The 24,022-nt window shown below is 75.3% G+C and carries 25 protein-coding genes; 18 read left to right on the forward strand and 7 right to left on the reverse strand.

Features of this window, described 5'->3' with window-relative positions; translation table 11 throughout:
• Positions 1-506: 506 nt before the first annotated feature.
• The gene (locus AB0873_RS25740) at positions 507-899 is read left to right on the forward strand and encodes a hypothetical protein (protein ID WP_366602760.1); all 393 of its coding nucleotides are present in this window, start codon (positions 507-509) and stop codon (positions 897-899) included.
• Positions 900-1,108: 209 nt separating this feature from the next.
• Positions 1,109-2,674 (forward strand): hypothetical protein, encoded by a 1,566-nt coding sequence (locus tag AB0873_RS25745; RefSeq protein WP_366602762.1) that lies wholly within the window; start codon positions 1,109-1,111, stop codon positions 2,672-2,674.
• A 237-nt stretch (positions 2,675-2,911) separates the two neighbouring features.
• Here AB0873_RS25745 and AB0873_RS25750 read toward each other — a convergent pair whose 3' ends face one another.
• The gene (locus AB0873_RS25750) at positions 2,912-3,118 is read right to left on the reverse strand and encodes a hypothetical protein (protein ID WP_366602764.1); all 207 of its coding nucleotides are present in this window, start codon (positions 3,116-3,118) and stop codon (positions 2,912-2,914) included.
• A 332-nt stretch (positions 3,119-3,450) separates the two neighbouring features.
• Between AB0873_RS25750 and AB0873_RS25755 the strand changes: the two genes are divergently transcribed.
• Positions 3,451-4,278 carry a hypothetical protein gene (locus AB0873_RS25755; RefSeq protein WP_366602766.1) on the forward strand — a complete coding sequence of 276 codons (828 nt, stop codon included), beginning with the start codon at positions 3,451-3,453 and terminating at the stop codon, positions 4,276-4,278.
• Between the two features lie 2 nt (positions 4,279-4,280).
• On the opposite strand, the gene AB0873_RS25760 is transcribed toward AB0873_RS25755, so the two are convergent.
• The 5 genes from AB0873_RS25760 to AB0873_RS25780 all read right to left on the reverse strand — a co-directional run bounded on the left by AB0873_RS25760 (position 4,281) and on the right by AB0873_RS25780 (position 9,407).
• Complete coding sequence (locus AB0873_RS25760; protein WP_366602768.1) at positions 4,281-5,486, reverse strand: low temperature requirement protein A; 1,206 nt, start codon at positions 5,484-5,486, stop codon at positions 4,281-4,283.
• Positions 5,487-5,621: 135 nt separating this feature from the next.
• Complete coding sequence (locus AB0873_RS25765) at positions 5,622-6,542, reverse strand: helix-hairpin-helix domain-containing protein (RefSeq protein ID WP_366602770.1); 921 nt, start codon at positions 6,540-6,542, stop codon at positions 5,622-5,624.
• Positions 6,543-6,779: 237 nt separating this feature from the next.
• A complete protein-coding gene (locus AB0873_RS25770; RefSeq protein ID WP_366602772.1) occupies positions 6,780-8,129 on the reverse strand; it encodes an NAD(P)/FAD-dependent oxidoreductase in 1,350 nt (449 codons plus the stop codon).
• Between the two features lie 15 nt (positions 8,130-8,144).
• On the reverse strand, positions 8,145-8,492 hold the full coding sequence (locus tag AB0873_RS25775) for a TcmI family type II polyketide cyclase (protein ID WP_155331887.1): 348 nt from the start codon (positions 8,490-8,492) through the stop codon (positions 8,145-8,147).
• Positions 8,493-8,603: 111 nt separating this feature from the next.
• The gene (locus AB0873_RS25780; protein WP_366602774.1) at positions 8,604-9,407 is read right to left on the reverse strand and encodes a BTAD domain-containing putative transcriptional regulator; all 804 of its coding nucleotides are present in this window, start codon (positions 9,405-9,407) and stop codon (positions 8,604-8,606) included.
• Between the two features lie 404 nt (positions 9,408-9,811).
• On the opposite strand from AB0873_RS25780, the gene AB0873_RS25785 reads away from it, so the two are divergent.
• The 10 genes from AB0873_RS25785 (at position 9,812) to AB0873_RS25830 (ending at position 19,536) form a co-directional block, all read left to right on the forward strand.
• The gene (locus AB0873_RS25785; protein ID WP_155331889.1) at positions 9,812-10,144 is read left to right on the forward strand and encodes a TcmI family type II polyketide cyclase; all 333 of its coding nucleotides are present in this window, start codon (positions 9,812-9,814) and stop codon (positions 10,142-10,144) included.
• On the forward strand, positions 10,141-11,847 hold the full coding sequence (locus AB0873_RS25790; RefSeq protein WP_366602776.1) for an acetyl-CoA carboxylase carboxyltransferase subunit alpha: 1,707 nt from the start codon (positions 10,141-10,143) through the stop codon (positions 11,845-11,847). The genes AB0873_RS25785 and AB0873_RS25790 overlap by 4 nt, the downstream gene beginning before the upstream one ends.
• Positions 11,844-12,512, forward strand: a complete 669-nt coding sequence (gene accB / locus AB0873_RS25795; RefSeq protein ID WP_366602778.1) for an acetyl-CoA carboxylase biotin carboxyl carrier protein — start codon at positions 11,844-11,846, stop codon at positions 12,510-12,512. Before AB0873_RS25790 ends, accB begins: the two co-directional genes overlap by 4 nt.
• 10 nt (positions 12,513-12,522) lie before the next feature.
• The gene (locus AB0873_RS25800) at positions 12,523-13,899 is read left to right on the forward strand and encodes an acetyl-CoA carboxylase biotin carboxylase subunit (RefSeq protein WP_155331891.1); all 1,377 of its coding nucleotides are present in this window, start codon (positions 12,523-12,525) and stop codon (positions 13,897-13,899) included.
• Positions 13,896-14,603, forward strand: coding sequence for an SRPBCC family protein (locus AB0873_RS25805; RefSeq protein ID WP_366602780.1), 708 nt, complete (start codon positions 13,896-13,898; stop codon positions 14,601-14,603). Before AB0873_RS25800 ends, AB0873_RS25805 begins: the two co-directional genes overlap by 4 nt.
• Positions 14,596-15,000, forward strand: coding sequence for a cupin domain-containing protein (locus tag AB0873_RS25810; RefSeq protein WP_366602781.1), 405 nt, complete (start codon positions 14,596-14,598; stop codon positions 14,998-15,000). The genes AB0873_RS25805 and AB0873_RS25810 overlap by 8 nt, the downstream gene beginning before the upstream one ends.
• Entirely contained in the window at positions 14,997-16,259 is a 1,263-nt protein-coding gene (locus tag AB0873_RS25815; protein ID WP_366602783.1) for a beta-ketoacyl-[acyl-carrier-protein] synthase family protein, read from the forward strand. The genes AB0873_RS25810 and AB0873_RS25815 overlap by 4 nt, the downstream gene beginning before the upstream one ends.
• Positions 16,256-17,500, forward strand: a complete 1,245-nt coding sequence (locus AB0873_RS25820) for a beta-ketoacyl synthase N-terminal-like domain-containing protein (protein WP_366602785.1) — start codon at positions 16,256-16,258, stop codon at positions 17,498-17,500. Before AB0873_RS25815 ends, AB0873_RS25820 begins: the two co-directional genes overlap by 4 nt.
• A complete protein-coding gene (locus AB0873_RS25825) occupies positions 17,497-17,829 on the forward strand; it encodes an antibiotic biosynthesis monooxygenase family protein (RefSeq protein ID WP_155331896.1) in 333 nt (110 codons plus the stop codon). The genes AB0873_RS25820 and AB0873_RS25825 overlap by 4 nt, the downstream gene beginning before the upstream one ends.
• A 306-nt stretch (positions 17,830-18,135) precedes the next feature.
• The gene (locus AB0873_RS25830; RefSeq protein ID WP_366602787.1) at positions 18,136-19,536 is read left to right on the forward strand and encodes a class I adenylate-forming enzyme family protein; all 1,401 of its coding nucleotides are present in this window, start codon (positions 18,136-18,138) and stop codon (positions 19,534-19,536) included.
• Here the strand turns inward: AB0873_RS25830 and AB0873_RS25835 are convergent.
• Positions 19,464-20,213: a 4'-phosphopantetheinyl transferase superfamily protein gene (locus tag AB0873_RS25835; protein ID WP_366602789.1), complete on the reverse strand. Its 750-nt coding sequence runs from the start codon at positions 20,211-20,213 to the stop codon at positions 19,464-19,466. The two genes, AB0873_RS25830 and AB0873_RS25835, sit on opposite strands and share 73 nt — an antisense overlap.
• A gap of 15 nt (positions 20,214-20,228) precedes the next feature.
• On the opposite strand from AB0873_RS25835, the gene AB0873_RS25840 reads away from it, so the two are divergent.
• Genes AB0873_RS25840 through AB0873_RS25860 form a run of 5 tightly spaced genes read left to right on the forward strand, consistent with a single transcriptional unit; the run spans position 20,229 to position 23,982 of the window.
• Positions 20,229-20,495, forward strand: coding sequence for an acyl carrier protein (locus tag AB0873_RS25840; protein WP_155331899.1), 267 nt, complete (start codon positions 20,229-20,231; stop codon positions 20,493-20,495).
• Positions 20,495-20,740 carry an acyl carrier protein gene (locus AB0873_RS25845; RefSeq protein WP_155331900.1) on the forward strand — a complete coding sequence of 82 codons (246 nt, stop codon included), beginning with the start codon at positions 20,495-20,497 and terminating at the stop codon, positions 20,738-20,740. The genes AB0873_RS25840 and AB0873_RS25845 overlap by 1 nt, the downstream gene beginning before the upstream one ends.
• Positions 20,733-21,812 carry a beta-ketoacyl synthase N-terminal-like domain-containing protein gene (locus tag AB0873_RS25850; RefSeq protein WP_366602791.1) on the forward strand — a complete coding sequence of 360 codons (1,080 nt, stop codon included), beginning with the start codon at positions 20,733-20,735 and terminating at the stop codon, positions 21,810-21,812. Before AB0873_RS25845 ends, AB0873_RS25850 begins: the two co-directional genes overlap by 8 nt.
• A complete protein-coding gene (locus tag AB0873_RS25855; RefSeq protein WP_366602793.1) occupies positions 21,809-22,369 on the forward strand; it encodes a beta-ketoacyl synthase chain length factor in 561 nt (186 codons plus the stop codon). Before AB0873_RS25850 ends, AB0873_RS25855 begins: the two co-directional genes overlap by 4 nt.
• Positions 22,366-23,982: a class I adenylate-forming enzyme family protein gene (locus AB0873_RS25860; protein WP_366602795.1), complete on the forward strand. Its 1,617-nt coding sequence runs from the start codon at positions 22,366-22,368 to the stop codon at positions 23,980-23,982. Before AB0873_RS25855 ends, AB0873_RS25860 begins: the two co-directional genes overlap by 4 nt.
• The last annotated feature ends 40 nt before the right edge of the window (positions 23,983-24,022 follow it).

A 24,022-nucleotide genomic window follows, 5' to 3' on the forward strand; every position in this document is an offset into this window, starting at 1 on the left:
GCGCTGCCTGGTGGAGACGGACGAGTCCTCCGGGGTGGTCCGGGTCAGCGGCGTGGGGGGGGCGGGGGGCCCCCGCCCCGGGGGGGGCCCGGCCGGGGGCCACGCGTCCCGCCCGCCGGCACGGCGGGGGCGACGCGATCCGGCCGCCCGAGGGGAGCGGCCGGTGTGCGGTCCGGCTTGCGGTCGGTCCGGCCCGGCGGGACGCGGGGCGGTGGCCGCGAGCGCGGGGGACCGAGCCGTCCCGGTGGGACAGGCCCGGTCACGACGGGGCCCGGCCGTTCAACGGGGGAACGGCCGGTGGTGACGGGGCCCGGTGCGGCCGCTCGTGGGGGAGCGGCGCGGTGGGCCGGCCGGCCCGGGGGGTGTCGGCCGGCCCGCACCGGGTACGTGCGCGCCATGACCTGCCCGGACCGGCGGCCCGCCGCCCGACCTCGACCCCGACCCGCCGTCCGACCGCGTCCCGCCCGGCCCGGGGACAGCCGCCGCACCGGCCGGGACGGCCGCACGTGACGGGCCCGGTCCACCGCTTTCCGTTCCGCTTCGACCGGCGGTTCCGCCCGGCGCTGGCGCTGCTCGGCGTCCGGCCGGCGACTGCCTGGCTGCGGGTGGACGACGACGAACTGGCCGTGCGGTTCGGCCCGTGGCGGCTGCGGACCCCACGGCGGAACGTGACCGGCGCCGAACGGGCCGGGCCGTACCGCTGGTGGCGGGCGATCGGGCCCCACCTGTCGTTCGCCGATGCCGGTGTCACCTTCGGCAGCAGCACGGTCGCCGGTGTCTGCGTCCGCTTCGCCGAGCCGGTGCCCGCCCTGTTGCCGGGCGGCTGGCCGCGGCATCCGGGGTTGACGGTGACGGTCACCGATCCGGATGCGCTGGTCCGGCTGCTCGCCGGCGCCTGACGGCCTTCTCCGCCCCCGCCGGACGGTGCTTCTGCCCGGTATCCACCCGGGAGCGCAACATGAAGGCGAATAGGTGATTCATTCACTTCCACGCCACTCTGCCCGCTTCCTGCCCGTACCGTGAGGTTCGGTGCCGACCGCGTGGTCGACACCCCGCCGCCCGAATCGGGACGGCCGTGTCAGGCACGAGGGAGAGGCAGGAAAGCTCGATGTCCACGTATCACGTCAGCCGCCGACCATCGCGGTCCCGGCGGCGGTCCCGGAGGCTCCTCGCCGGTGGGCTGGTGGCCGGCAGCCTCGTCGCCGGCGCTGCGGGCCTCGTCGGCATGGCCGGTCCGGTCGGGGCCGAGGACCTGCCGCACTCCGGCGGGAACGCGTCGACCGTCCGGAACGAGCGGGCCCACGAGGAGGGCGGCCGCGACGGGGCGGGCCGCGAGCCGGTCGGCGGGGAGGCGACGGGCCGGGACGGGACCGGCCGCCACGGGGACGGCCGGGACGAGCAGGGCGCGAGGGAGGGGGACGGCCCCGGCCGCGGTCGCGACGCTGTCTCCGTTCCATGCGACACCAAGAAGCTGATCGGTGCGCTGGTGCGGGTCAACGCCGAGGGCGGTGGCGCCCTGCGGCTCGCCCCGAAGTGCACGTACACGCTCACCGGGGCGTTCCAGCAGCCCGACGACTACGACGGCGGCATCCGCGACGCGCGGGAGGCGGCGGACTCGGCGGAGAACCCGGGCGACGCCGAGGCGCCGCCGCGCAACCCGGCCGACGACAAGGCGGGGCTGCCGGTGATCTACCACCCGGTGACCATCGAGGGGGCGGGCGCGACGATCGAGCGCGCCACGCACGCCGAGGTGTTCCGGTTCTTCACCGTGCGCGACGGCGGGGAGCTGACGCTGCGCGACGTCGAGCTGGTCAACGGGCGGTCCGCCGCCGAGGGCGGCGCGGTGCACGTCGTGCACGGGGCGTCGGCGGTCATCGAGCGGGTCACCGTCGTGCGCAGCAGGTCCTTCTCGAAGGAGGGGGGCGGTGGCGCCCTGTTCAACGACGGCAACATGGTCGTGCGGGACAGCACGTTCATCGACAACCACGCGGCCGGTGCCGTGGGCAAGGGCGGGGGCCTGCTCAACGGCGGCGTGCTGGCCGTCCACTCGTCGACGTTCAAGGACAACAGCGCCGTGGCGTACGGCGGTGGGCTGGGCAACTACCGCGGGGCGGCGGAGGTGCGCACGAGCACGTTCGCCCACAACACGGCGGGGCAGGGCGGCGGGCTGGCGAGCTTCTCGGCCCGTACCCGGGTCGCCGACTCGAAGGTCGTCGGGAACAGCGCGCAGACCGGCGGGGGGATCGCGAACTCGGACGCGCTGATCTACCTGCGCGGCCTGGAGGTCCGGGACAACACCGCCACCGGAAACGGCGGCGGCATCTCCACCTTCCAGGGGTTGGTGCCGCTCGACGACAGCGTGGTGGCGGGCAACACCGCCCACGGCCACGGCGGCGGCATCCACGCCGTGAAGTCGAACCTGCTGGTGCGGGAGAGCGCCGTGACGCGGAACCACGCCGTCGAGGCGAAATCGACGGGTGGCGGCGTCTCGGTCAGCATGGGCCGGCTCGCCATCTACCGCAGCACCGTCGTGGACAACCGGTCGCGGGTGCCGGCCGGCGGCATCCACGCCGACAAGACCCAGGCCAAGGTCGACGGGGAGACCGTGATCTCGGGCAACAATCCCACCAACTGCGTGGGGAGCAAGGTGCCGGTCGCCCACTGCTTCCGGTAGGCACGATCAGGGATCCGCGCCGGGAGACGACGTCTCCCGGCGCGAACCCGCATGACCCAGCCTCCTAGGAAGCACTATGCGATGTGACCTGGGCGCCACAGGTCGTCGCTGTCCCGGATCGACAGCGAGCACGAACCGGTCCGCCGACGCCGATCGCGCCCGGTCCACGTGGTGCCGTCCGTGCCGGACATGGAACGGGCCCGCGCCGGATCGGCGCGGGCCCGGAGGCTCGGTGTCCTACTCGGACGGCTCGGGCAGCTCGCAGTCGACCTTCGGGTTGGCGCCGATGTAGTTCAGCGGCCCCGCAACGATGGTCACCAGGATGGTGCCGGCCTCGGCGCAGTTGGTGTCGTCACCCGCGTAGTAGCCGCGCTGACCGGCGGCGATCGCGCCGATGAGCAGCCAGATGACGACCAGGACTCCGAATATCGACGTTCCACGCATCGCGTGCCTCCGAAGGGATGTGGTGGTTTCGAGGTGGAGCCCTTGTACCCAATCGGGTTACCCGGCTAACGGTGCCGGCGACCAGCCGCGGGTGGGTGCGCGACAGCACCCCGCGGGTGCCGCCCGGCACCGGTTGCTATCGGATCGACGACCGAGCGGGCCATCCGGCACACCGGCCGGCGTAGAACGTGCTAGGGCCTGTTCCACGAGACCATGCCCGGCTGGGCCTCGGCTCACTCGGGTGAGCCACCGAGACAGGCCCTACGCGGTGCCTCGACGCCCAGCCCGGCCGGGGCGTCGACCGCCGCCGAACGCACGGCGCTGGAGGACTGATGGACGTGTGGACACCGCACCTGCACCTCGACCGCTCGGGGGACGTCGCCGCCGCGGCCCGGGCGGTGGCCGGCGGTGCCCTCGTCGCGGCCGCCTTCGGGAACTTCTACGCCCTGGTCACGCGCCCCGACGCGGCCACGGTCCGCCGAGCCAACGTCGTCAAGGGACGCCCGTCGGAGCAGATCGGCAGCATCACCGCCCCCGCCGACGGCGTCGCGGCCCTGTTCGACTGGTCACGGTTGCCGTACCGCCTGCCGGTGGGCCGAGTCCGGCAGTTGATGGACGCGCTCTGGGACGCGGGACCGTTCGGTTTCCGAGGCCCGGCCGCCGACCGCCTGCCGGCCCACCTGACGTGTCACGACCGCGGACTGCGCACCGTGCAGGTGATCGCGCCGGGTGCCCGGTGCCCGTCGAACGCGTTCCTGCGCCGGGCGGTAGCCGAGGCCGGCACCGATCACCTGCACGTCACCTCGGCCAACCGCTCCCGGCACCGCCCGGGGGCGGGCGACGAGCCGGCCCACTGGAAGGCGGCGGGCATCGCCGCCGACTTCGCGCACGCGGCCGACCTGGTGGTGCTCGCCCACCCGGACGAGGCGGCGGCGCGGGCCGCGTACCCCCGGCACCTGCCGACGTCGGTGACCGTGCTGTCGTTCCACGCGCCCGAGGGCGACCCGGAGGAACCGCCGGTGCTCATCGTCGAACGGCACGGCTCGCTGCACGTCGACGATGTGCGAAGGGCCGCCGCGCCGCTCGGGCTCCAGGTGCGGCTGGGCGCCACGGCGGGCCGCCGGCTGGGGGTACGGGGGTACGCCGCGGTGCTGGTGTGACGTCAGTGCGGCGGTGCGGGAGCCTCGGGCGGGCGCCCGTAACTGCGCCGGAGGTCGGCGATCGCCACGCCCGCGAGGACCAGCATGGCGGCCGCCGCCGCGGACAACGTCGGCAGGAACAGCACCGCCGGCGCGACGGTGAGCAGGGCCAGCAGCCCGGCCGGACGGGACAGCGACACCCGGCTGAACACCTCGTACTCGAAGATCGAGCGGCCGACCAGGAAGAGCGCCGGACCGCCCAGGATGACGGCCGCCCAGGCCGGCGGCGTGCGGCCCTCCGGCTCGTGCAGGATCAGGTCGAAGCCGGCGGCGGTGGTCACCACCCCGGCGACCATCAGCAGGTGCGTGTACGGGGCGGTGTGGAGGAACTTGTTCGGTTCTCGCGAGGTGGCGATCGCGAGCGGGAGGAGTTCACCGGACTTGTGCACGTAGATCCGCCAGAACAGCAGCGTGGTGGCGAACGACACCCCGAACGCGGCGATGTTGTCGACCTCGTGGTGCTCCAGGCTGAACATCGTGCCGATGGTCAGGATGGCGTCGCCGAGCGCGATGATGAAGAACTGCTGGTAGCGCTCGGCGAGATGTTCGGCGGTCACGTTGCGCTGGGTGCTGGGGACCGCGCCGAGCCCGGGCACCGGGTAGGCGAGCCGGAAGCCCAGGTAGTCGATGGCGAGCGCGCCGGCCCACAGGAACAGACGGCCGTCGCCGGAGACGAAGGCGCCCCCGATCCACGGCACCGCCGAGACGGCGAACCAGATGAAGATGCGGGCGGCCCGCTTCTGGGTCTTCCGGTCGTGGCGGACGGCCGGCATGAGGAACAGACCCCGGCCGAGGTGGATGGCGACGTACGTCCCCGCGAAGACGAGGCCGCGGGCGCCGAACGCCTCCGGGATGGCGGTGGTCATCAGCAGCGCGCCGAACATGACCGCCGCGATCAGCAGTTTGATCTCGGGGCGTTCGGGGTCGTACATGTCGGTGACCAGCGTGGTGATGGCCCAGGTCCACCAGACGGCGGCCAGGATGACCAGCGCCTGGCCGGCCCGGTGCCAGTCGAGTTCCTCGACGAGGCCGCGCGAGATGAGGGCGAGCGCGACCACGTAGACGAGGTCGAAGAACAGCTCCAGCAGCGTCACGCGGCGCGGCGACTCGTCGTGCCGTAGCGGCGGGCCGCCCCGGCGCGGGGCCGGCCCCGGCGAGGCGGACTGCACGGCTGCTCCTGTGTACCGGGATCGGCGGCCGGCCGGCCGCTTTCGTCCGACGGTATCGAGAGCTGTGCCGCGTTAAGTGATATATGGGCGAAATGCCCGGCGGTCCCGTTCGGGACCGCCGGGCATCGCCGTCGGTCAGGCGTCCTCGCCGTCGCCGGCGGGCAGGACGCTCGCCGCGTCGGGCGCGCCCGCCAGGACCCGCGCCTGCTGCGGCCACGTCGCGAGGCCCGGCGCGGCCCGCAGGCCCGCGGCGCGGATGGTCTCCCGCAGCGCCGCCTCGTCCAGGGCGGCGAGCTGCTCGTACGTCCGAATGCCGGCCGCGTGCAGCGCGGCGGCCATCTTCGGCCCGATGCCCTGGATGCGCCGGAAGTCGTCGGCGGCCTCCGCGTCGGCCTCCGCGTCGGCCCTCGGCCGGACCGGCGGGGTGGCCACCGGGCCGCGAGCCGCCGGCACGGCCGCCGGCTCCGGCGTCGCGACCGCCGGTTCGGGCGTGACCTCGGCGGGCTTCTCCGCGACCGGCTCCCGGGGCGTGGCCTCGGCGGCCGCCGCGGCGACCGTCGCCTCCGGGCGGGCCGGCGCGGCGTCGTCGCGGGTGTCGTCCTCGGCCTCGGGGACCGGGCGCGGGGCGACCACCGCCACCTCCGCCCCGTCGGCGGCGGGCGCGGTCGACGCGGTGTCGTCGGCGGCCGGCGCGGCGTGCTCGGGCGCCGGCACCGGGTCACCGGTCAGCGCCATGTCGGCGTGGCCGACCGGGTCCGCGACCGCGGTGGACGCCGGGGCCGGCGCGGGCTCGTCGTCGGCGCGTCCGTCGGGCGCCACGTCGACGGTGGGATCGGCGACCGCCGTGGGCGCCGGGTCGACGGTCGCGTCCGGACGTGCGGTGTCGGCGGTGGCGGCGGGCGTGGGCTCGTGCACGACGGCGGTCGTGGCGGTGGTCGGCTCACCGTCCACCGTGGACGGGGCCGGCGCGGCCCCCCGCCGCCTGAAGACGGCCCACCCGGCGGCGACGCCCACCGCCAGAGCCACGACAAGTATCAGCCAGTCCGACCACGCCACGGCGGACCCTCCCTATCGATTCGCGAGTCAGTCGACAAAAACTCGCCGCAGCTTGCCACATGCGTGGGTCGGTACGACAGCACGGCTCGACGGCTGGCCCTGCTGGTGGGACGGGTTGTACGCGGGGTGCCGGTGGCGCGACGCACCGTCGCCGGACCGGGGGGGGGCGGCGGACGCCGCCGGGCGCACAGGTGCGGACCCCGGTACCGGACCGGGGTCCGCACGCGACGCGGGGTGTTAGTCCTCCTCGCCCCGGTAGGTGTAGAAGTCGTCGACGAACCGGCGGGCCAGCCGGGGCACGCGGCTGGTGACGCCGAAGTAGCCCCGCGCCCCGAGCAGAGCCAGCCGCCCGACGACCGGCTTGTACATGCGGTCGTCGCCGCTGGTGCCGCTGCGGTTCAGGGAGTCGGCCACCCGCGCGAACCCGTACGGCACCATCACCGCCTCGTAGTCGGCGACCGCCTGCACCAGCGTCTTCTCCCCGGCGGCGGCGAGGCGTAGCTGCCGGCGGAGCAGCGCGGCGTCCCGCAGGGCGGTGTTCGCGCCGACCCCGCGGCCGGGTGTCATGGTGTGGATGGCGTCGCCGAGCAGGGTGACGGTGCTGCTCTTCCACGGTGGAACCGGCTCGCTGGTGGCCACCTTGATCGGCAGGGCGCTGTCGGGGTCGGCGCTGGCCAGCAGGCGCCGCAGGTGCGGGTGCCAGTTGCGGGTGAGGTCCAGGGCGAGCCCGGTCAGTTCCTCGCCGCGGCGCTGCATGACGTCGGGCGGGAACCGCCGGGCGGTGCTCCAGATGACCAGGTTGACGTTGTCCCGGGTACTGTCGTGGGCCCGCCCCGGCCACCCGTCGAGCAGCGCCGCGTCGGCCGGGTCGAGCCCCGCCTTGAGCCTGCCGTCGCGGTCCCACGGGAACTCCATGACGTGCAGGACGCCCATCATGCCGCCGGTGCCGAAGATGAGGGAGATGCCCTTCTCGACGCGTTCGGGCAGCAGCGCCCGCACCTCGTCGGTCAGCGGGATCCGGGTGGCGATGTTGATCGTGCCGGCGTCCCTGGTGACGGCGTGCGGCAGGTACTGGCGGCGGACCGCCGAGTGGGTGCCGTCCGCGGCCACCAGCAGGTCGCCGTCGGCGCTGCTGCCGTCGGCGAAGTACGCGGTGACGGTGCCGTCGTCGCGCTGCTCGTACCGGGTGAGGGCCTTGTCGAAGTGCACGACGTCCTCCAGGCCGGTGAGCAGGACCTGGCGCAGCGTCATCCGGGCGACGGACCGTTCGGTGTTCACCGGGTCGGTGTCCGGCCGCAGCGGGAACGACGCGGTCTGCCGCATCCGCTGGGTGATGACGTTGAAGTAGCGGGGGGAGCGGGCGCACGTCGCGAGGTAGGTGCGGAACAGCTCCGGCGGGAGGCACTCCCGTAGCGCCCGGCTGCCGGTCGGCCCGATGCCGACCCGGTAGCCGAGCAGTCCCTCGCCGCGGGTGCGGTACCGCTCGTGGACGGACACGCTGATCCCCGCGCGGCGCAACCCCTGCGCCAGGCACAACCCGCCGGTGCCGGCGCCGACGACCAGGACGTGCGGTCCGCTGGTGGACACGACGCGCGTCCCGGGTCAGCCGGCCACGCGGGGCGCGGCGGCGTCCGCGGCGTCCCAACGGTAGAAGCAGCCCGCGATCGCGTCGCGGGGCGAGCGCCAGGTCGGCAGGTACGGGGTGGTGTGCGCGGAGAGCCGCTCGTTGACCTGCCGGTAGAGCGGGTGGTTGCGGGCGCCGGCGAGGGCGTCCGGGTCGACGTCCGCGGTCTCCATCAGGTGGACGCACAGGTCGTGCAGGCAGTACAGGGACCGGTGCGTCACCCCGGTCAGGCTCGGCAGTTCGGTCGCGTCGGACTCGGCGAAGATCTGCGCCACGCGGCCCTCCGCGCCCGGGATGATCCTGCTGACGATGACGAGACGGCTCATGGTCTTCCTTCCGCCGGTGGTGCCCGGTCCGGTGGGCCGGGTGGTGCGGTCCACGCTGCCCGGACGGCTGTCACCTGCCCGTCACATCGGCTTCCGGCCCGGTGACGCGGGTCAGCGGGCGCGGGGCGCCGCCCGCTCGGCCGCCGGCCGGCGTACCGGGGTGTCCCGGCTGGCCTGCCGGATCGGCCCGAGTGTCTCGTCGAGCAGGGCGGTCATCGTGGCGGACGGCTCCAGCCGCAGTTCCCGCCGCAGCAGGTCCCGGTAGACGTAGAACGCGTGCACGGCTTCGAACGCGTTGCCCTCGGCGAGGTGGATGCGCACCACCAGGCGGTGCGGTGTCTCCCGCAGCGGCTCGGCGGCCATCGCCTCCAGCGCCGCTTCGAGGGCCTCGCCGTGCCGGCCCGCGGCGAGGTAGTGGTCGGCCAGCCCCTCCAGCATGTGCAGCCGTAGCTGCCGCAGCCGCTCGCGTTCGGCCAGCACCCAGTCGTCGTACCAGCCGGGGAGCAGGTCGTGGCGGCCGGCGGCGAGCGCGGCGGCGGTGCACGGGTCGTCGCCGTCGCGGACCCGGGCGGCGGTGCCGACGAGCGCGTCGACGTCGACCCGGACCACCGGGTCGAGCCGTACCGTGTCGCCGCTGGTGATCAGCGGGCAGCAGGGGTCCTGCCGCAGCCGCCACAGGGCGGTGCGCAGGGACGACAGGGCGCGTTCCTCGGGGGCGTCCGGCCACAGCAACCCGGCCAGATGGCTGCGGGTGGCGCCGGGGCGCAGGCCGACCAGCGCGAGGACGCGTTGCAGGCCGCGCGGCACCACCACCGGGGTGTCGCCGTGCAGCAGCCGGAACCCGCCCAGCAGGTGCAGCCGGATGGGCGCCGCCGCGCGGTGCCCGGCGGTCGGCATGGACGGATCGACGGCCACGGCGTACCCCCTGCGGAACGCTCGTCGGAGAGTCCTCGACTGGTGTTCCCGGCGCGGCTGCCCATACCCCGGTGTCGGGGCCCTGTGCCGCGGCACGGCGTCGCGCGTCACGGCCGCCGGGCTGACCGTGACGAAGATTATCAATCACGGTCACTCTGAGTCAATGGACTGGTCGTGGTGTCGACAGCTGCGAAACCCGTTCTGAACTGCGCATAGTCGCCTCCGGTCGCGATCACTCCACAGCAGATGCACAGCTAGCGTCAACGCACCGTCACCGAAGCGCGAGCTTTGGCGCCGGACGGTGACGCGGCGGTGACGCCGATGGGGACAGGGTGACGCCAGTCGTCCGGCTCGGTCGGCGCCCGGCGCGAATGGCGCCCGACGCCGTGGGGGGAGGCCCATCCATGGACCGTTCGTTGATCGTCGCGAAGGTCGACCCGACCGCCGAGGCGCGCGTCGCGGAGATCTTCGCCGAGTCCGACGCGACCGAGCTGCCCCGCCTGGCCGGGGTCCGGCACCGGTCGCTGTACCGGCTGCACGACCTGTACGTGCACCTGCTCGAGACCGAGCTGCCGGGGGAGGGCGCGGTGGCGGCGGCCCGGGGCCACCCCGAGTTCGCCCGGGTCAGCGACCGGCTGCGCCCGTACGTCTCGCCGTACCTGCCGACGTGGCGGGAACCGCGCGACGCGATGGCCCGCTGCTTCTACCGGTTCGACGCCCCCGGGGCGGGATCGTGACCGCCACGGCGCCCGGCGACGAGCAGCTCTGGTCGCGCTGCGCCGGCTGCGCCAGCCTGCTCTACCGCAAGCGGCTGCGGCGCAACCTGGACGTCTGCCCCGAGTGCGGCACGCACGCCCGGCTCGATGCGCCCGTACGGCTGGCGCAGCTGGTCGATCCGGGGTCGTTCGCCGCCCTGCCGGACCGCGCCGCCGCGGTGGACCCGATCGGCTTCGTCGACGTCCTGCCGTACCCGCGCCGCCTCGCCGCGGCGCGGGCCGGCACCGGGCTGGCCGAGGCGGTCGTCTGCGGCACCGGCGCCGTCGGTGGCCACCCGTGCGCGCTGGCGGTGATGGACTTCCGGTTCCTCGGCGGCAGCCTGGGTTGCGCGGTCGGGGAGCTGATCACCCGGACCGCCGAACGGGCCCTCGCCGAGCGGGTCCCCCTGGTCCTCGTCACCGCCTCCGGTGGCGCCCGGATGCAGGAGGGCGTCCTGTCGCTGATGCAGATGGCCACCGTCAGCCAGGCCATCGCGGCGCTGCGGGAGGCCGGTGTGCCCAGCGTCAGCGTCCTCACCGACCCGACGTACGGCGGGGTCGCCGCCTCCTTCGCCACCAACACCGACGTGGTCATCGCCGAGAGCGGCGCCCGGATGGGCTTCGCCGGCCCCCGGGTGATCCGCCAGGTCACCGGCCGGGACCTGCCCGAGGGTTTCCAGACCGCCGAGTTCCTGCTGCGGCACGGCCAGGTGGACATGGTGGTGCCCCGGCACGCCCTGCGCGGCCGGCTCGCGGCGCTGCTCGCCACCACCGGTGGGGGCGAGCAGCGCGGGGCACGTCGCCGCGTACCCCGGCCGGAACGCCCACCGGTCGACGCGACACCGGCCGGCGTGCCCCACGGCGGCGAACGGGACGCCTGGGAGACGGTCCGGCTGGCGCGGCATCCGGGCCGGCCGACCACCCTGGACTACCTGGAGTCGGCGTTCGACGGCTTCGTCGAGCTGCACGGCGACCGGTTGGGCGCGGACTGCCCGGCGGTCGTCGGCGGCCCCGCCCACCTCGGCGGCCGGCCGGTCATGGTGATCGGCCACCAGAAGGGACACACCACGGCCGAGCTGATGGCCCGCAACTTCGGGATGGCCAGCCCGGCCGGGCACCGGAAGGCGCTGCGGCTGATGCGCCTCGCCGCCCGGTGGGGCCTGCCCGTGGTCACCCTTGTCGACACCCCGGGCGCCGACCCGGGGGTGGGCGCCGAGGAGCAGGGCCAGGCGGCCGCGATCGCGGAGAACATCCTCACCCTCACCACGCTCCCCACGCCCGTCGTCGCCGTCGTCACCGGCGAGGGCGGCAGCGGCGGCGCCCTGGCCCTGGCGGTCGCCGACCGGGTGCTGATGCTGGAACACGCCGTCTACTCGGTGATCAGCCCCGAGGGCTGCGCCGCGATCCTCTGGCCGGACCGGTCCGCGGCGCCGCAGGCCGCCCGGGCGTTGCGGCTGACCAGTGCGGACCTGCACCGCCTCGGCGTGGTCGACGCCCTGGTGGCCGAGCCGGCGCCGGCCGCGCACCAGGATCCGTCGGCGGCCGTGCGGGCGGTGCGGGAGGCGGTGCTGGCGCACCTGCTGCCGCTGCTGGACGTGCCCACCGCCACCCTGGTCCGCCGGCGCCGGCAGCGGTTCCGCCGCTTCGGTGCCGCGCGCCTCGGCACCCGGGTGGGTGCCCGGTGACCGCCGGGACGGCGCCGGTCGGCGTGCCCGCGACGAACGGCGGTGCGGGCGACGGACCCGCCGGTGCCGGCCGGCCCTCTGGCACCAGGGTCTCGGCCGGCACCGGCGCCCCCTCCGCCGGCGGACCCTCGGCCGGCCCGGTCGCCGCCGGCACCGCCGCCGCGGCCCCGACGGGCACCACGGCCGCAGTCGACACGGCCCCGGCCGGCGCGGTGGCCGCGCTGCGCCGGCACGTCCGGGAGCTCGTGGCCGACCTGGACGGGTCGGTGCGGCGGGTCATGCTGCGCAGCGGCGACACGGTGCTGGAGGTGGAGTGGCACCCGCCGGCGGAGAGCGTCCGGCCGCCCCCGGCGTCGCTGCCGTCCACGGTCGAGGTGTCGGCGACCGTCCCGCCGGCGTCCCAGCCCCCGGCTGCCGGGCCGGCCCGGCACGCGGTGCGCTCGCCCATCGTCGGCACCTTCTACCGTGCGCCGGAGCCGGGCGCGGCGCCGTTCGTCGCCGTCGGCGACCGGGTCCACCCGGGCCAGGTCGTCGGGATCGTCGAGGCGATGAAGCTCATGAACGAGGTGACTGCGGACCGGGCCGGGCGGGTGGCCGAGATCATCGCCGCCGACGGTCAACCGGTCGAGTACGACCAGCCGCTGCTCGCGCTGGACCCGGCCTGAGGTGGTGGCGATGTTCGGGAAGGTGCTCATCGCCAACCGGGGCGAGATCGCCCTGCGGGTCCTGCGCGCCTGCCGCGAGCTGGGCATCCGGACCGCGGTCGTCTACTCCACGGCAGACGCCGACTCGGCCGCGGTGCGCCTCGCCGACGAGGCCGTCCGGATCGGACCGGCGGCGAGCCGGCGCAGCTACCTCAACGCCGCCGCGATCGTCGAGGCCGCCCGCCTGGTCGGCGCGCAGGCCGTGCACCCCGGGTACGGGTTCCTCTCCGAGGACGCCGACTTCGCCGAGATATGCGCCGACAACGGGCTGACGTTCGTCGGCCCGCCCCCGCACGTGATGTCCGCGCTGGCCGACAAGTCGTCGGCCCGGGCGCTGATGCGGCGGGCCGGGCTGCCCCTGCCGCCGGGCAGCGTGGCGCCGGCGCCGACCGCCGCCGACGCCGCACGGGTGGCCGCCGAGGTCGGCTACCCGGTGATCGTCAAGGCGGCCGCCGGTGGGGGCGGGCGCGGGATGACCGTCGTGCACACCCCCGCCGACCTGCCCCGGGCGTACGCGCGGACCCGCGCCGCCGCCCAGGTCGCCTTCGGCGACGACCGGGTGTACGTCGAGCGTTACCTCACCGGCGCCCGGCACGTGGAGGTGCAGGTGCTCTGCGACGCCCACGGCAACGGGGTGCACCTGGGCACCCGGGACTGCTCGGTGCAGCGTCGCCACCAGAAGCTCGTCGAGGAGGCGCCGGCCCCGTCGCTGTCGGCCGGCACCCTGGACGCGATCGCCGACTGCGCCCTGCGCGGCGCGCTGGACGTCGGCTTCACCGGCGCCGGCACCGTGGAGTTCCTCGTCGACGCGGAGGAACGCTTCCACTTCCTGGAGATCAACTGCCGGATCCAGGTCGAACACCCGGTCACCGAGATGATCACCGGCATCGACCTGGTGCACGAGCAGTTGCACGTGGCCGCCGGCGTCCCGCTGCGCTGGCGGCAGGAGGACATCCGCCCGAACGGCGTCGCGATCGAGTGCCGGGTCAACGTCGAGGACCCGGACCGGGACTTCGCGCCGACCCCGGGCCGGCTGGAGCGATTCGTACCACCGGGCGGGCCGTTCACCCGGGTCGACACCCACGGACGCCCCGGCTACCTCGTCGGCCCCCACTACGACTCGCTGCTGGCGAAGGTGGCCGTCTGGGCGCCGGACCGGGAACTGGCGCTGAACCGGCTGGAACGCGCGCTCGACGAGTTCGACGTCGCCGGCCCCGGAGTCCGCACCACCATCCCGTTCGTCCGCCGCGTGCTCGACCACGCCGGCTTCCGCAAGGGGCGCTACTGCACCGGCCTGGTCGACCAGCTGCTCGCCGTCCCGCCCGTCGCACCGAGGAGGAACCCATGACCGTCACCCACGGCCGTCCGCTCACCGACGACATCACCCACATCCTGGTGACGCACTGCGGGCTCGACGCCGAGGCCGCCGCCCGCGCCCCGGCCGCCTCCCTGGAGGAGCTGGGCATGGACTCGCTCGCCCTGCTCGAACTGTCCGCCGTGGTGGCCGACCGCTGGCAGGTGCGGATCCCCGAGCAGACCGGCCAGCTCAGCATCGCCGCCGTGGCGGAACTGGTCGCGCGGCGCGCCGAGCCACCCGGCCACACCGAGAACAGCATCGTCATCGCCGCGCCGCTACCGCTGGTCTGGGACGTCACCAACGACGTGGCCGGCTGGCCGCGGCTGTTCACCGAGTACGCGGTGGCCGACATCCTGCACCGCGACGGGGACACCGTGCGGTTCCGGCTCACGATGCACCCGGACGAGAACGGCATCGCGTGGAGCTGGGTCAGCGAACGCACCGCCGACCCGGTCACCCGCGAGGTGCGGGCGCACCGGGTCGAGCCGGGCCCGTTCGAGTACATGCGGATCCACTGGCGCTACACCGAGGAGCCGGGCGGCACCCGGATGACATGGGTGCAGGACTTCGCGATGCGGCCCACCGCGCCGGTCGGCAACGCCGAGATGACCGACCGGATCAACGCCAACAGCGCGGTGCAGCTCGCGGTCATCAAGGAGAAGATCGAGCGGATCGCGGGGGGCCACGATGAGTGAGCAGGTCCAGGGACTGGTCGCCGCCGCCGACGTGCCCGCCGACACCCGCCGCGGTGGGGAGCTGCGGGTGCTGCTCGGCCCCCGTACCGTCGGCAGCACCTCCGGCTTCATGGGCGTCGCCACGCTGCGCCCCGGTGAGCGCATCGCCGAGCACTACCACCCCTACAGCGAGGAGTTCCTGTACGTGGCGCGCGGCGCCATCACCGTCGACCTCGACGACGAGGCGGTGCCGCTGGCCGCCGGCGAGGCCCTGTTCGTCCCGGTCAACGTCCGGCACCGGCTGCGCAACACCGGCACCGAGGACGCCGAGGTCGTCTTCCACCTGGGTCCCCTCGCCCCCCGCCCGGAACTCGGTCACGTCGACACCGAGCTGGTCGCGCAGCGGGGCGGGTCGTGACCGGGCGCCGCTCGGTGGTGACCGGTGTCGGGGTGGTCGCCCCCGGCGGCGCCAGCCGGGACCGGTTCTGGAAGGCGATCACCGAGGGGCGTACCGCGACCCGGCGGATCACGTTCTTCGACCCGTCGCCGTTCCGCTCCCAGATCGCCGCCGAGTGCGACTTCGACCCGCAGGCCGCCGGCCTCACCGAGGCCGAGCGCCGCCGCGCCGACCGGTACGTGCAGTTCGCGCTCGCCTGCGCCGCCGAAGCCGTCGCCGACGCGGGCCTCGACCTGACCGACGCGCAGCGCGACCGCACCGGCGTGGTGCTCGGCACGGCGGTGGGCGGCACGATGGCGCTGGAACAGGAGTACGTCACGGTCAGCGACGGCGGACGGCGCTGGCTGGTCGACGCGGCCCGCGGCGGCCCGTACCTCTACCAGGCGCTGGTGCCGAGCAGCCTCGCCGCCGACGTGGCGTGCCGGTACGGCCTGCACGGCCCGGCCCAGGTGGTCTCCACCGGCTGCACGTCCGGCATCGACGCCATCGGGTACGCCCACCAGCTCATCGCCGACGGTGAGGCCGACCTGGTGCTCGCGGGCGCCGCCGACTCACCCATCTCCCCGGTCACCGTCGCCTCCTTCGACGCGATCCAGGCGACCAGCCCGGACAACGACGACCCGGCCCACGCCTCCCGCCCGTTCGACGCCGACCGGCACGGCTTCGTCCTCGCCGAGGGCGCCGCGGTGCTGGTCGTCGAGGAGGCGGAGCACGCCCGGCGGCGCGGCGCGCACGTCTACTGCGAGGTGGCCGGGTACGCCAGCCGCAGCAACGGCTACCACATGACCGGCCTGCGCCCCGACGGGCTGGAGATGGGGCTGGCCATCACCGCCGCCCTCAAGCAGGGCCGAGTCCGCCCCGACCAGGTGTCCTACATCAGCGCGCACGGCTCCGGCACCCGGCAGAACGACCGGCACGAGACCGCCGCGTTCAAGCGGGCGCTCGGCGAGGACGCGTACCGGGTGCCGGTCAGCTCGATCAAGTCGATGGTCGGGCACTCGCTCGGGGCGATCGGCTCGATCGAGATGGCCGCGTGCGCCCTCGCGATCGAGTTCGGCGTGGTGCCGCCGACGGCGAACTGGGCCACCCGCGACCCCGAGTGCGACCTGGACTACGTCCCCAACGAGGCCCGCGAGCTACCGGTCGACGTGGCGCTGTCGGTGGGCAGCGGGTTCGGCGGCTTCCAGTCGGCCATGGTGTTCCGCCGGGTGCCACGGTGACCGCGCGGGCGGTGGTGACCGGGATCGGCGTGGTCGCGCCCAGCGGGATCGGCGCCGACGCGCACTGGCGGACGGTGCTCGCCGGCGCCCGCCGCACCGGCCCGATCACGCTGTTCGACCCGACCGGCTACCCGACCCGGTACGGCGGAGAGGTGCCCGGGTTCGACGCCGCCGCGTACGCCGACAACCGCCGGCTCGTCCAGACCGACCGGTGGACCCACCTGGGCTTCGCGGCGACCCGGCTCGCCCTGGCCGACGCCGGGCTGCCCGACCGGGCCCCCGACCCGTACGGCTACGCGGTCACCCTGGCCAGCTCGTCGGGCGGGAACCTGTTCGGGCAGCGGGAGCTGCAACGGCTGTGGGGCGGGCCCACCCGCACGGTCGGGGCGTACCAGTCGATCGCCTGGTTCTACGCGGCGAGCGTCGGCCAGCTCTCCATCCACCACCAGTTCAAGGGACCGTGCGGGGTGCTGGTCGCCGAGACCGCGGGCGGGCTGGACAGCCTGGCGCACGCCGCCCGGGCGGTCCGCCGGGGCACCCCGGTGGTGATCGCCGGCGCGACCGAGTGTCCGCTGAGCCCGTACGCCCTCGCCTGCCAGCTGGCGTCCGGGATGCTGAGCGACGTAGCGGACCCGGAGCGGGCCTACCGGCCGTTCGACGCCGCGGCGAGCGGCTACCTGCCGGCCGAGGGCGGCGCGGTCTTCGTGGTGGAGGAGCTGGGGCACGCGCTGGCGCGCGGCGCCCGGGTCTACGGCGAGGTGACCGGGTGGGGCGCCACCCACGACGCCGTGCACACCGGACCGGACAGCGCCGGCGACCCGGTGCAGTACGCCCGGGCGATGCGACTGGCCCTGGACCGGGCGGGTGTCGGCGCCGACGCGGTGGACGTGGTGCTGCCCGACGCGCTCGGCGTCGCCCGGTACGACCGCAGCGAGGCGGCCGCCCTGCGCGCGGTCTTCGCCGACCGGCCGCCCCCGGTCACGACGGCCAAGCCGCTGACCGGGCGGGCCCACCAGGGCGGGGCGGCGCTGGACGTGGCGACCGCGCTGCTCGCCTTCGCCCACGACACGCTGCCGGCGTCCGCCGGGCCGGACCAGGTGGCGCCGGGCTGCGAGCTGGACTTCCTGCGGGCGTGCCGGCGGCCCCGCAGCCGGGTCGCGCTGGTCTGCGCGCGCGGCTTCGACGGATTCAACAGCGCGCTGGTCCTGCGCGGGGCCGCGCCGACGGAGGGGGACGCATGAGCGAGCACGGCGAGCGTCGGGCGCGGGTGGTCTTCCTGGTGCGGGTGCCGCAGGAGCGGACGGCGGCGTTCCTGGCCGCGTACGAGGCGGTGCGGCACCTGGTCGCGGGCGGGGTGCCGGGGCACCTGGTCGACCAGGTCTGCCGGTCGGCGACCGACCCGGAGCAGTGGCTGATCACCAGCGAGTGGGTGAGCCTCGCGGACTTCGAGGCGTGGGAACGCAGCCCCGAGCACCGGGACCTGGTGCGCCCGATGCGGGAGTGCTTCACCGACGCCCGTTCGCTGCGCTTCCACATCCACGCCCAGACTCCCACCCTGGCCTCCGCCTGACCCTGCGGCCACGTCCCGTCCCGCGGCGCCGGCCGGGTGCTCGGCAACCGCCCGGCGCCATCGGCCATCCGGTTGGCCGGGCACGCCGTACGCACGAGGTGTCATCCGTTGGTTACGCTGTGCGGGCGTACGCGCCCGATCCTGCCCCGCGAAGTGGCTGTCGGCAATCCGGCCGCCCGCCCTTTCTGATCTAGCCATTTGCATCTAGCAATGGATCTGAGGCCTGCCGTAGGGTCTGCCGCAGCACCCCGACGATTGCTTCTTTTGGGCAGAGATGCCCAATTTTGTGCTGGGCGGTGAACGGCAGTGAGCGTGGACCCCTCGACCGACGATCCTAAGGCGACAGACCCTGGATGGGTCGATGACATTCTGTTCACCGGTCGGCCGACCGACGTTTGTCTACGTCTGCCCGACCCCGTCGACCGGGGCACGCTGCGTCGGCTCGTCACCGAGGCGCAGGGCCGCCTCGCCGCTGCCGGGCTGCGTCCCGGTGGCGCCGCCGCGCTGCGGATGCCGCCGTCGCTGGCGTACGTGGTGAACCTGCTCGCCGCGTGGCGCAGCGGGGCACAGGCGATCCTGCTCGACCACCGGCTCACCGACCACGAAGTGGGCCGCGCGCTGGAGCGGCTCACCCCGCAGGTGGTCGTGGCGCCGGTCCGCACCGGCGGGGGCGCGCTGCGGGTCTTCGTCGACGTCACCGAGGGCGTCACCCCGTACGCCGACCGCCCGGCGGTCAGCGGCCACGCGGTGATCCAGCTCAGCTCCGGCTCCACCGGCCCGTCCAAGGTGATCGGCCGCACCGCCGCCGACCTGGTCGCCGAGGTGCACCGGTACACCCGCATCGACGGGGTGGCGCTGCCCGGCGAGCGGATCATCCTGCTCCCGTCGATGGTCCACGTGCTCGGACTCGTCGGCGGCCTGCTCTACGGGCTGCACGCGGGCGTCGAACTGGTCCCGCCGGAGCGGCTCAGCGGCGACGCCGTGCTCGCCGCGATCGCCGCCGGCGACACCCCGGCCACCGTGCTCGGCGTGCCGTTCCACATCGGACTGGTCGCCTCCACCCGGCCGGACCGCCCACTGCCGCAGTTCAAGCGGATGACCACCGGCGGGGAACTGGTGCCGGCGGCCGTGGCCCGCGCCTTCACCGACCGGTTCGGCGTGCCGCTGGGCAACATGTACGGGATGACCGAGGTCGGCGTCATCGGCACCGACCTGTACGGGCGGCACCGGCCGTCGATCGCGCCGGCCCCCGGCATCGAGGTGCGCGAGGTGGCCGGCGAGCTGTGGGTGAGCTGCCCCGCCTCCCCGTACGTCGGGCTCACCGACCCCACCCGCTGGTCCGACGGGTGGCTGCACACCCGGGACGCCGGCACCGTCGACGCCGACACCGGCCTGGTCACCGTGCGGGGCCGGCTCGACTCGCAGGTCTCCGTCGGCGGCATGAAGGTCGACCTGACCGAGGTGGAGGCAGCCGTCGCCGACCTGCCCGGTGTCGCCGCCGCCGTGGTGGTCTGGGACGACGGCATCACCGCGTACGTGCAACCGGACGGGCCGCTGTCGGAAGAGGTGCTGGACAAGCTGCTCGCCGAGCGGCTGGCCGGCTACAAGCGCCCGCGTACCCTGCGCCTGCTCGATCAGCTGCCGCGCACCACCACCGGCAAGCTGGTCCGGTCGACGGACGCGCTGCGGACGGCGGCGACGCCGTGACCGGCCCGCTGCACCGCCCCGACGACCTGCCCGTCCCGCCCGACCGTCTCCTCGACGACGACCTCCACCGGACCCTGCACGCCGGCGGCCGCGACCGCCAGCACGAGGCCGGTGCCGGCGCACGGATGACCGACCCGGACGGTGGGGATTCCCGGCACCGGCCGCAGCAGCGGCCCGGCACCGTCGGGGGCGGGCATGCGCCGGCGCAGGCCACCGCCGCGCAGCCCGGTGCCGAGCGCCTTCCCGACGGCCTCCTTCGCGGTCCACAACCGCAGGAAGTCCCGCTCCCGTCCGCACGGGAGCCGGCCGGCGAGCCAGGCCGCCTCGGCGGGGTCGTACCAGCGGCCGGCGAGGCCCAGCGCGGGCAGCGGCCGGCACCACTCGGCGTCCACGCCGACCGGCCCGCCCGCCCGCACGGCGACCACCACGACCCCGTCGGTGCGGCTCACGCTGGCCGGCACCTCGACCGGCCCGGAACCGCCGTCCCCGGCGGACGACGAGCGGACCGACGGCCCTCCGTCCGGCCGGCGACCCACCACGAACTCCGCCTCGGGGCGGCCGAGCAGCGCGGCGGCGGCCCGGCGCAGCAGCCGCCCGGCGGGGGCCGGCCGACCGCCGGCGTCCCCGCCGACCCACACGTACACGGTGTCCCGACCGGGCACCGGTAACTGGCTCACGGAGAGAGGTTAACCATGAGGACCGAGGTCCGCGCCTTCGTCATCGAGCAGCTCGCCGACATGAACTACGACGTGGAGGACATCGACGACGACACCACCCTCGGCCCGTCCGGGGTGGACCTGGAGTCCCTCGCCCTCGCCGACCTGGCCGTCCGGGTCGAGGACCGGTACGGGCTGAAGTTCGCCGACGACGAGTCGGAGAAGCTGGCCCTGATGACGGTCGGCGAGTTCACCACGATGGTCGCCGACCGGGTCGCCGGGGCGACGAGCGACCAGTCCTGATGGCCGGTCAGCCCGACCTGGGGCGAGCTGACCTGGTGACCATGCTCGCCGAACTCACCGGCCGACCGGCCACCGACGTGCCCGAGCGTATCGGCTCGATGGAGCTGGCCTGGCTCGTGCACCTGGTCGAGCAGCGCTACGACCGGCGGCTCGACCTCACCGACGACCAGCTCGCCGGGATCCGCACCGTCGACGACGCCCTGGCGGTCTTCCGGACCTCCCTGACCGTCGCCGCCGATGGCTGAGCCGGCCCACGTCCGGATCACCGCCGTGCACGCCACCAGCGCCCTCGGCAGGGGCGCCGAAGCGCAGTTGGCCGGCGTGCTCGCGGGCGTCCCCGCGTTCCGCCCGGTACGCCGGTTCGACACCGGGCCGCGCCGGGTCGACGCCGCCGCCACGCTGCCCGACGCCGGCGACCTCGCCGACGAACTGGCCGAGGCGGTGGAGACGGCGTGCCGGTCCGCCGGGCTCGACACCGGCCGGCGTGCCGGGGCGGCCCTGCTGCTCGCGGTGCACGGCGGGGCGGACGTGCCGGCGCTGGCGACCGACCTCGCCACCGCCACCGGGTTCCCGGACGTGCGGACGTACACCACGGCCTGCGTGTCGGCGACCAGCGCGGTGGCCGACGCGGCGGCGCTGATCCGGCGCGGCGACGTCGACCGGGCCGTGGTCGCCGCGGGCTACCTGGTCGAGCCCGACCAGTACGCGCTCTTCGACGCCGGCCGGGCCCTCGCCACCGACACGGCGGTCCGCCCGTTCAGTGCCGGACGCACCGGGCTCCTGCTCGGCGACGGCGTCGCGGCGGTCGTCCTGGAACGCGCCGACGTGGCCCGGCGACCGGTGGCGGACCTGCTCGGCTGGGGCCGCGCCGGTGACGCCTTCCACCCGTGCCAGCCGGAGCCGACCGGGCGCGGCCTGGCCCGCGCGGTCACCGCCGCGCTGAACCGGGCGGGGCTGTCGGCCGACGACATCGGATACGTCAACGCCAACGCCACCGGCACCGGGTACAGCGACGCCGCGGAGGCGGCGGCGCTGCGGGCCGCGCTGGGCCCGGCGGCGGAAGGGACACCGGTCAGCTCCACCAAAGCCCTGCACGGGCACGCCCTGGAGGCCTCCGGGCTGCTGGAGCTGGTGGTGACCGTGCTGGCGGTGCGGCACGGCAAGCTACCGGTCAACGCCGGCTGGCTCGGTCCCGACCCGGACTGCCCGCTGGACGTCATCCGGGACGCGCCACGCCCGGCCGCCACCCGGTACGCGCTCACCCTCAACGCCGCCTTCGGCGGCGCCAACACCGCCCTGCTGGTGGGTGCCGCATGACCGGAGCGACCGGCCGCGGGGCCGGTGCGGCGCCGGTGCCCGGCGGGACGACACGTCCCGCGCCGGCCGTGCGCGCCGAGGCGGCCTGGCCCGAGCCCGGGGACGGCGCGCCGCCGCCGCTGCCGGGGTTCGTCCACTCGGCGTTCAACCCGCTGGTCGCGGCCGTCGCGGACCGGTGCCTGACCCGGGCGTACGGGCGGGCACCGGCGCCGGACGGCGAGCGGACCGCGGTGGTGCTGGTCAGCGCGACCGGCGACGAGGCCAGCGCCGGTCACGTGCGCGCCACCGTGGCCGGCGGCGGGCGGCCCGGACCGTTGTTCTTCTTCCAGTCGGTGCCGAACAGCGTGGCCGGGCACGTGGCCGCCCGCTGGGGGCTGGGCGGGCCGGTGGTCTGCCTCGCGCCGGCCGGCGACCCGCGTGCCGCCGGGCTCGCCGAGGCCGACCTGCTGCTGCACGACGGCGACGCCGACGCGGCGTTGCTGGTCCTGATCGAGACGGCATCGGACGGCGGTGCGGACTCAGCCGTCGCGATGTTGCTGGGGGGAGGAGAATCATGAGGACCAGAGGACTACGCGGCGTGCTCGCCGCCGACGAGCTGATCGGCGCGGGCAACGTCCTGGGCCGGGTGCTGGCGCACGGCGCCGACCCGGACGGGCCGGGCCTGACGTTCGACACCGCGGTGGACGGGCACCCCGCCGAGACGCCACTGACTCTGGGGCGGCTCGACGAGCGGGTCGCGGCCCGCGCCGCGTGGCTGCACGAGCGCGGGATCGGCCCGCGGGATCCGGTGGCCGTGTGGGCCACCGCCGCCGCCGACATGGTGCTGAGCTACCTCGCGCTGACCCGGCTCGGCGCCATCCCGGCGCTGATGAACGGCCGGCTGCGGCCGGAGATCGCCGCCGAGTACATCCGCCGGCTGCGCGGCGTCGCGGTGCTCGCCGACGACGTGCACACCGCGCTGCTCGCCGGGCACGACCTCGGCGTGCCGGTGCTCGGCACGCCCGCCGACGCCGGCACCGGCGACCCGGCGGCGGCGCCCGCCCACTACCGGCACCATGCCGACGACCCGGTCGTCGTCACCCACACCTCCGGCACCACCGGAGTGCCGAAGGCGGTGCTGCACTCGCACGCCAGCCTGTTCGCCGCGACGCGGCACCTGCTCTCCATGCCACAGGCGCAGGGCACCAGCCGGATCCTCAACGCGCTGCCCGCCCCGCACACCGCCACCGTGCTCATGGTCAACCAGGCCCTCGGCAACCGGGCGGAGATGTTCCTCCTGTCCGACCAGGGCGGTGAGCGGGTGCTCGACGCGATCCAGCGCTGGCGCCCGGACGGGGTGTTCGGCTTCTCCGTCACGTGGGCGGAGCTGGCCCGGTTCGACCTGTCCGGGTACGACCTGGAGTCGGTGCGGCTGTGGTTCAACACCGGCGACTCGTCGCACGAGCCGCACATCCGCCGCCTGGTGGCGGTCGGCTCGCGGGACGTGATGACCCGCGCGGGCGTCACCCGGGTGCCGGGGTCGGTGTTCATCGACGGCCTCGGCTCGTCCGAGATGGGGCACTCGATGTTCCACGTCACCCACACCCGCGACACCGACCGGTACGGCCGGTGCATCGGCCGCCCGTACCACTTCACGAAGGTCGCGGTGCTGGACGCGAACGGCGACCCGGTGCCCACCGGCGAGGTGGGCTGGCTGGGCATCGACTCGCCGTCGCTGTTCCGCGGGTACTGGAACGACTCGGCGACCACGTACCGGTTCCGGCAGCGCGGCTGGTACCTGACCGGCGACCTGGTGTACGCCGACGCCGACGGCCGCTACTACCACCTGGACCGCGCGGTGGACTCGGTCGACGCCGGCGACGGGAAGCGCTTCTACACCGCGCTGTCGGAGGAGCGGATCCTCGCCGCCTGCCCCGACGTCACCGACTGCACGGTGGTCATCGTCGCCGAGGACGGGCGGGTCGTCACCGACGTGCTGCTGGAACTGGCGGCCGGCGCGGACGGGGCCGAGGACCGCACCGAGCGGGTCCGGGCCGCGCTCGGCGCCGACGTCGGCGCGACCCTGCGCCGGGTGGTGCCGGTCCGCTCCGACGACATCCCGGTCACCGTCACCGGCAAGGTCCGCAAGGTCGCCCTGCGGGAGCGCTACCTCAGCGAGGCGGCCTCGTGAGCGCGAGGAGTGAGCCGGGGTTGCGAGCCCCGCAGTCGCG

Source organism: Micromonospora sp. NPDC047707 (genome assembly GCF_040704235.1).
GTDB lineage: Bacteria > Actinomycetota > Actinomycetes > Mycobacteriales > Micromonosporaceae > Micromonospora.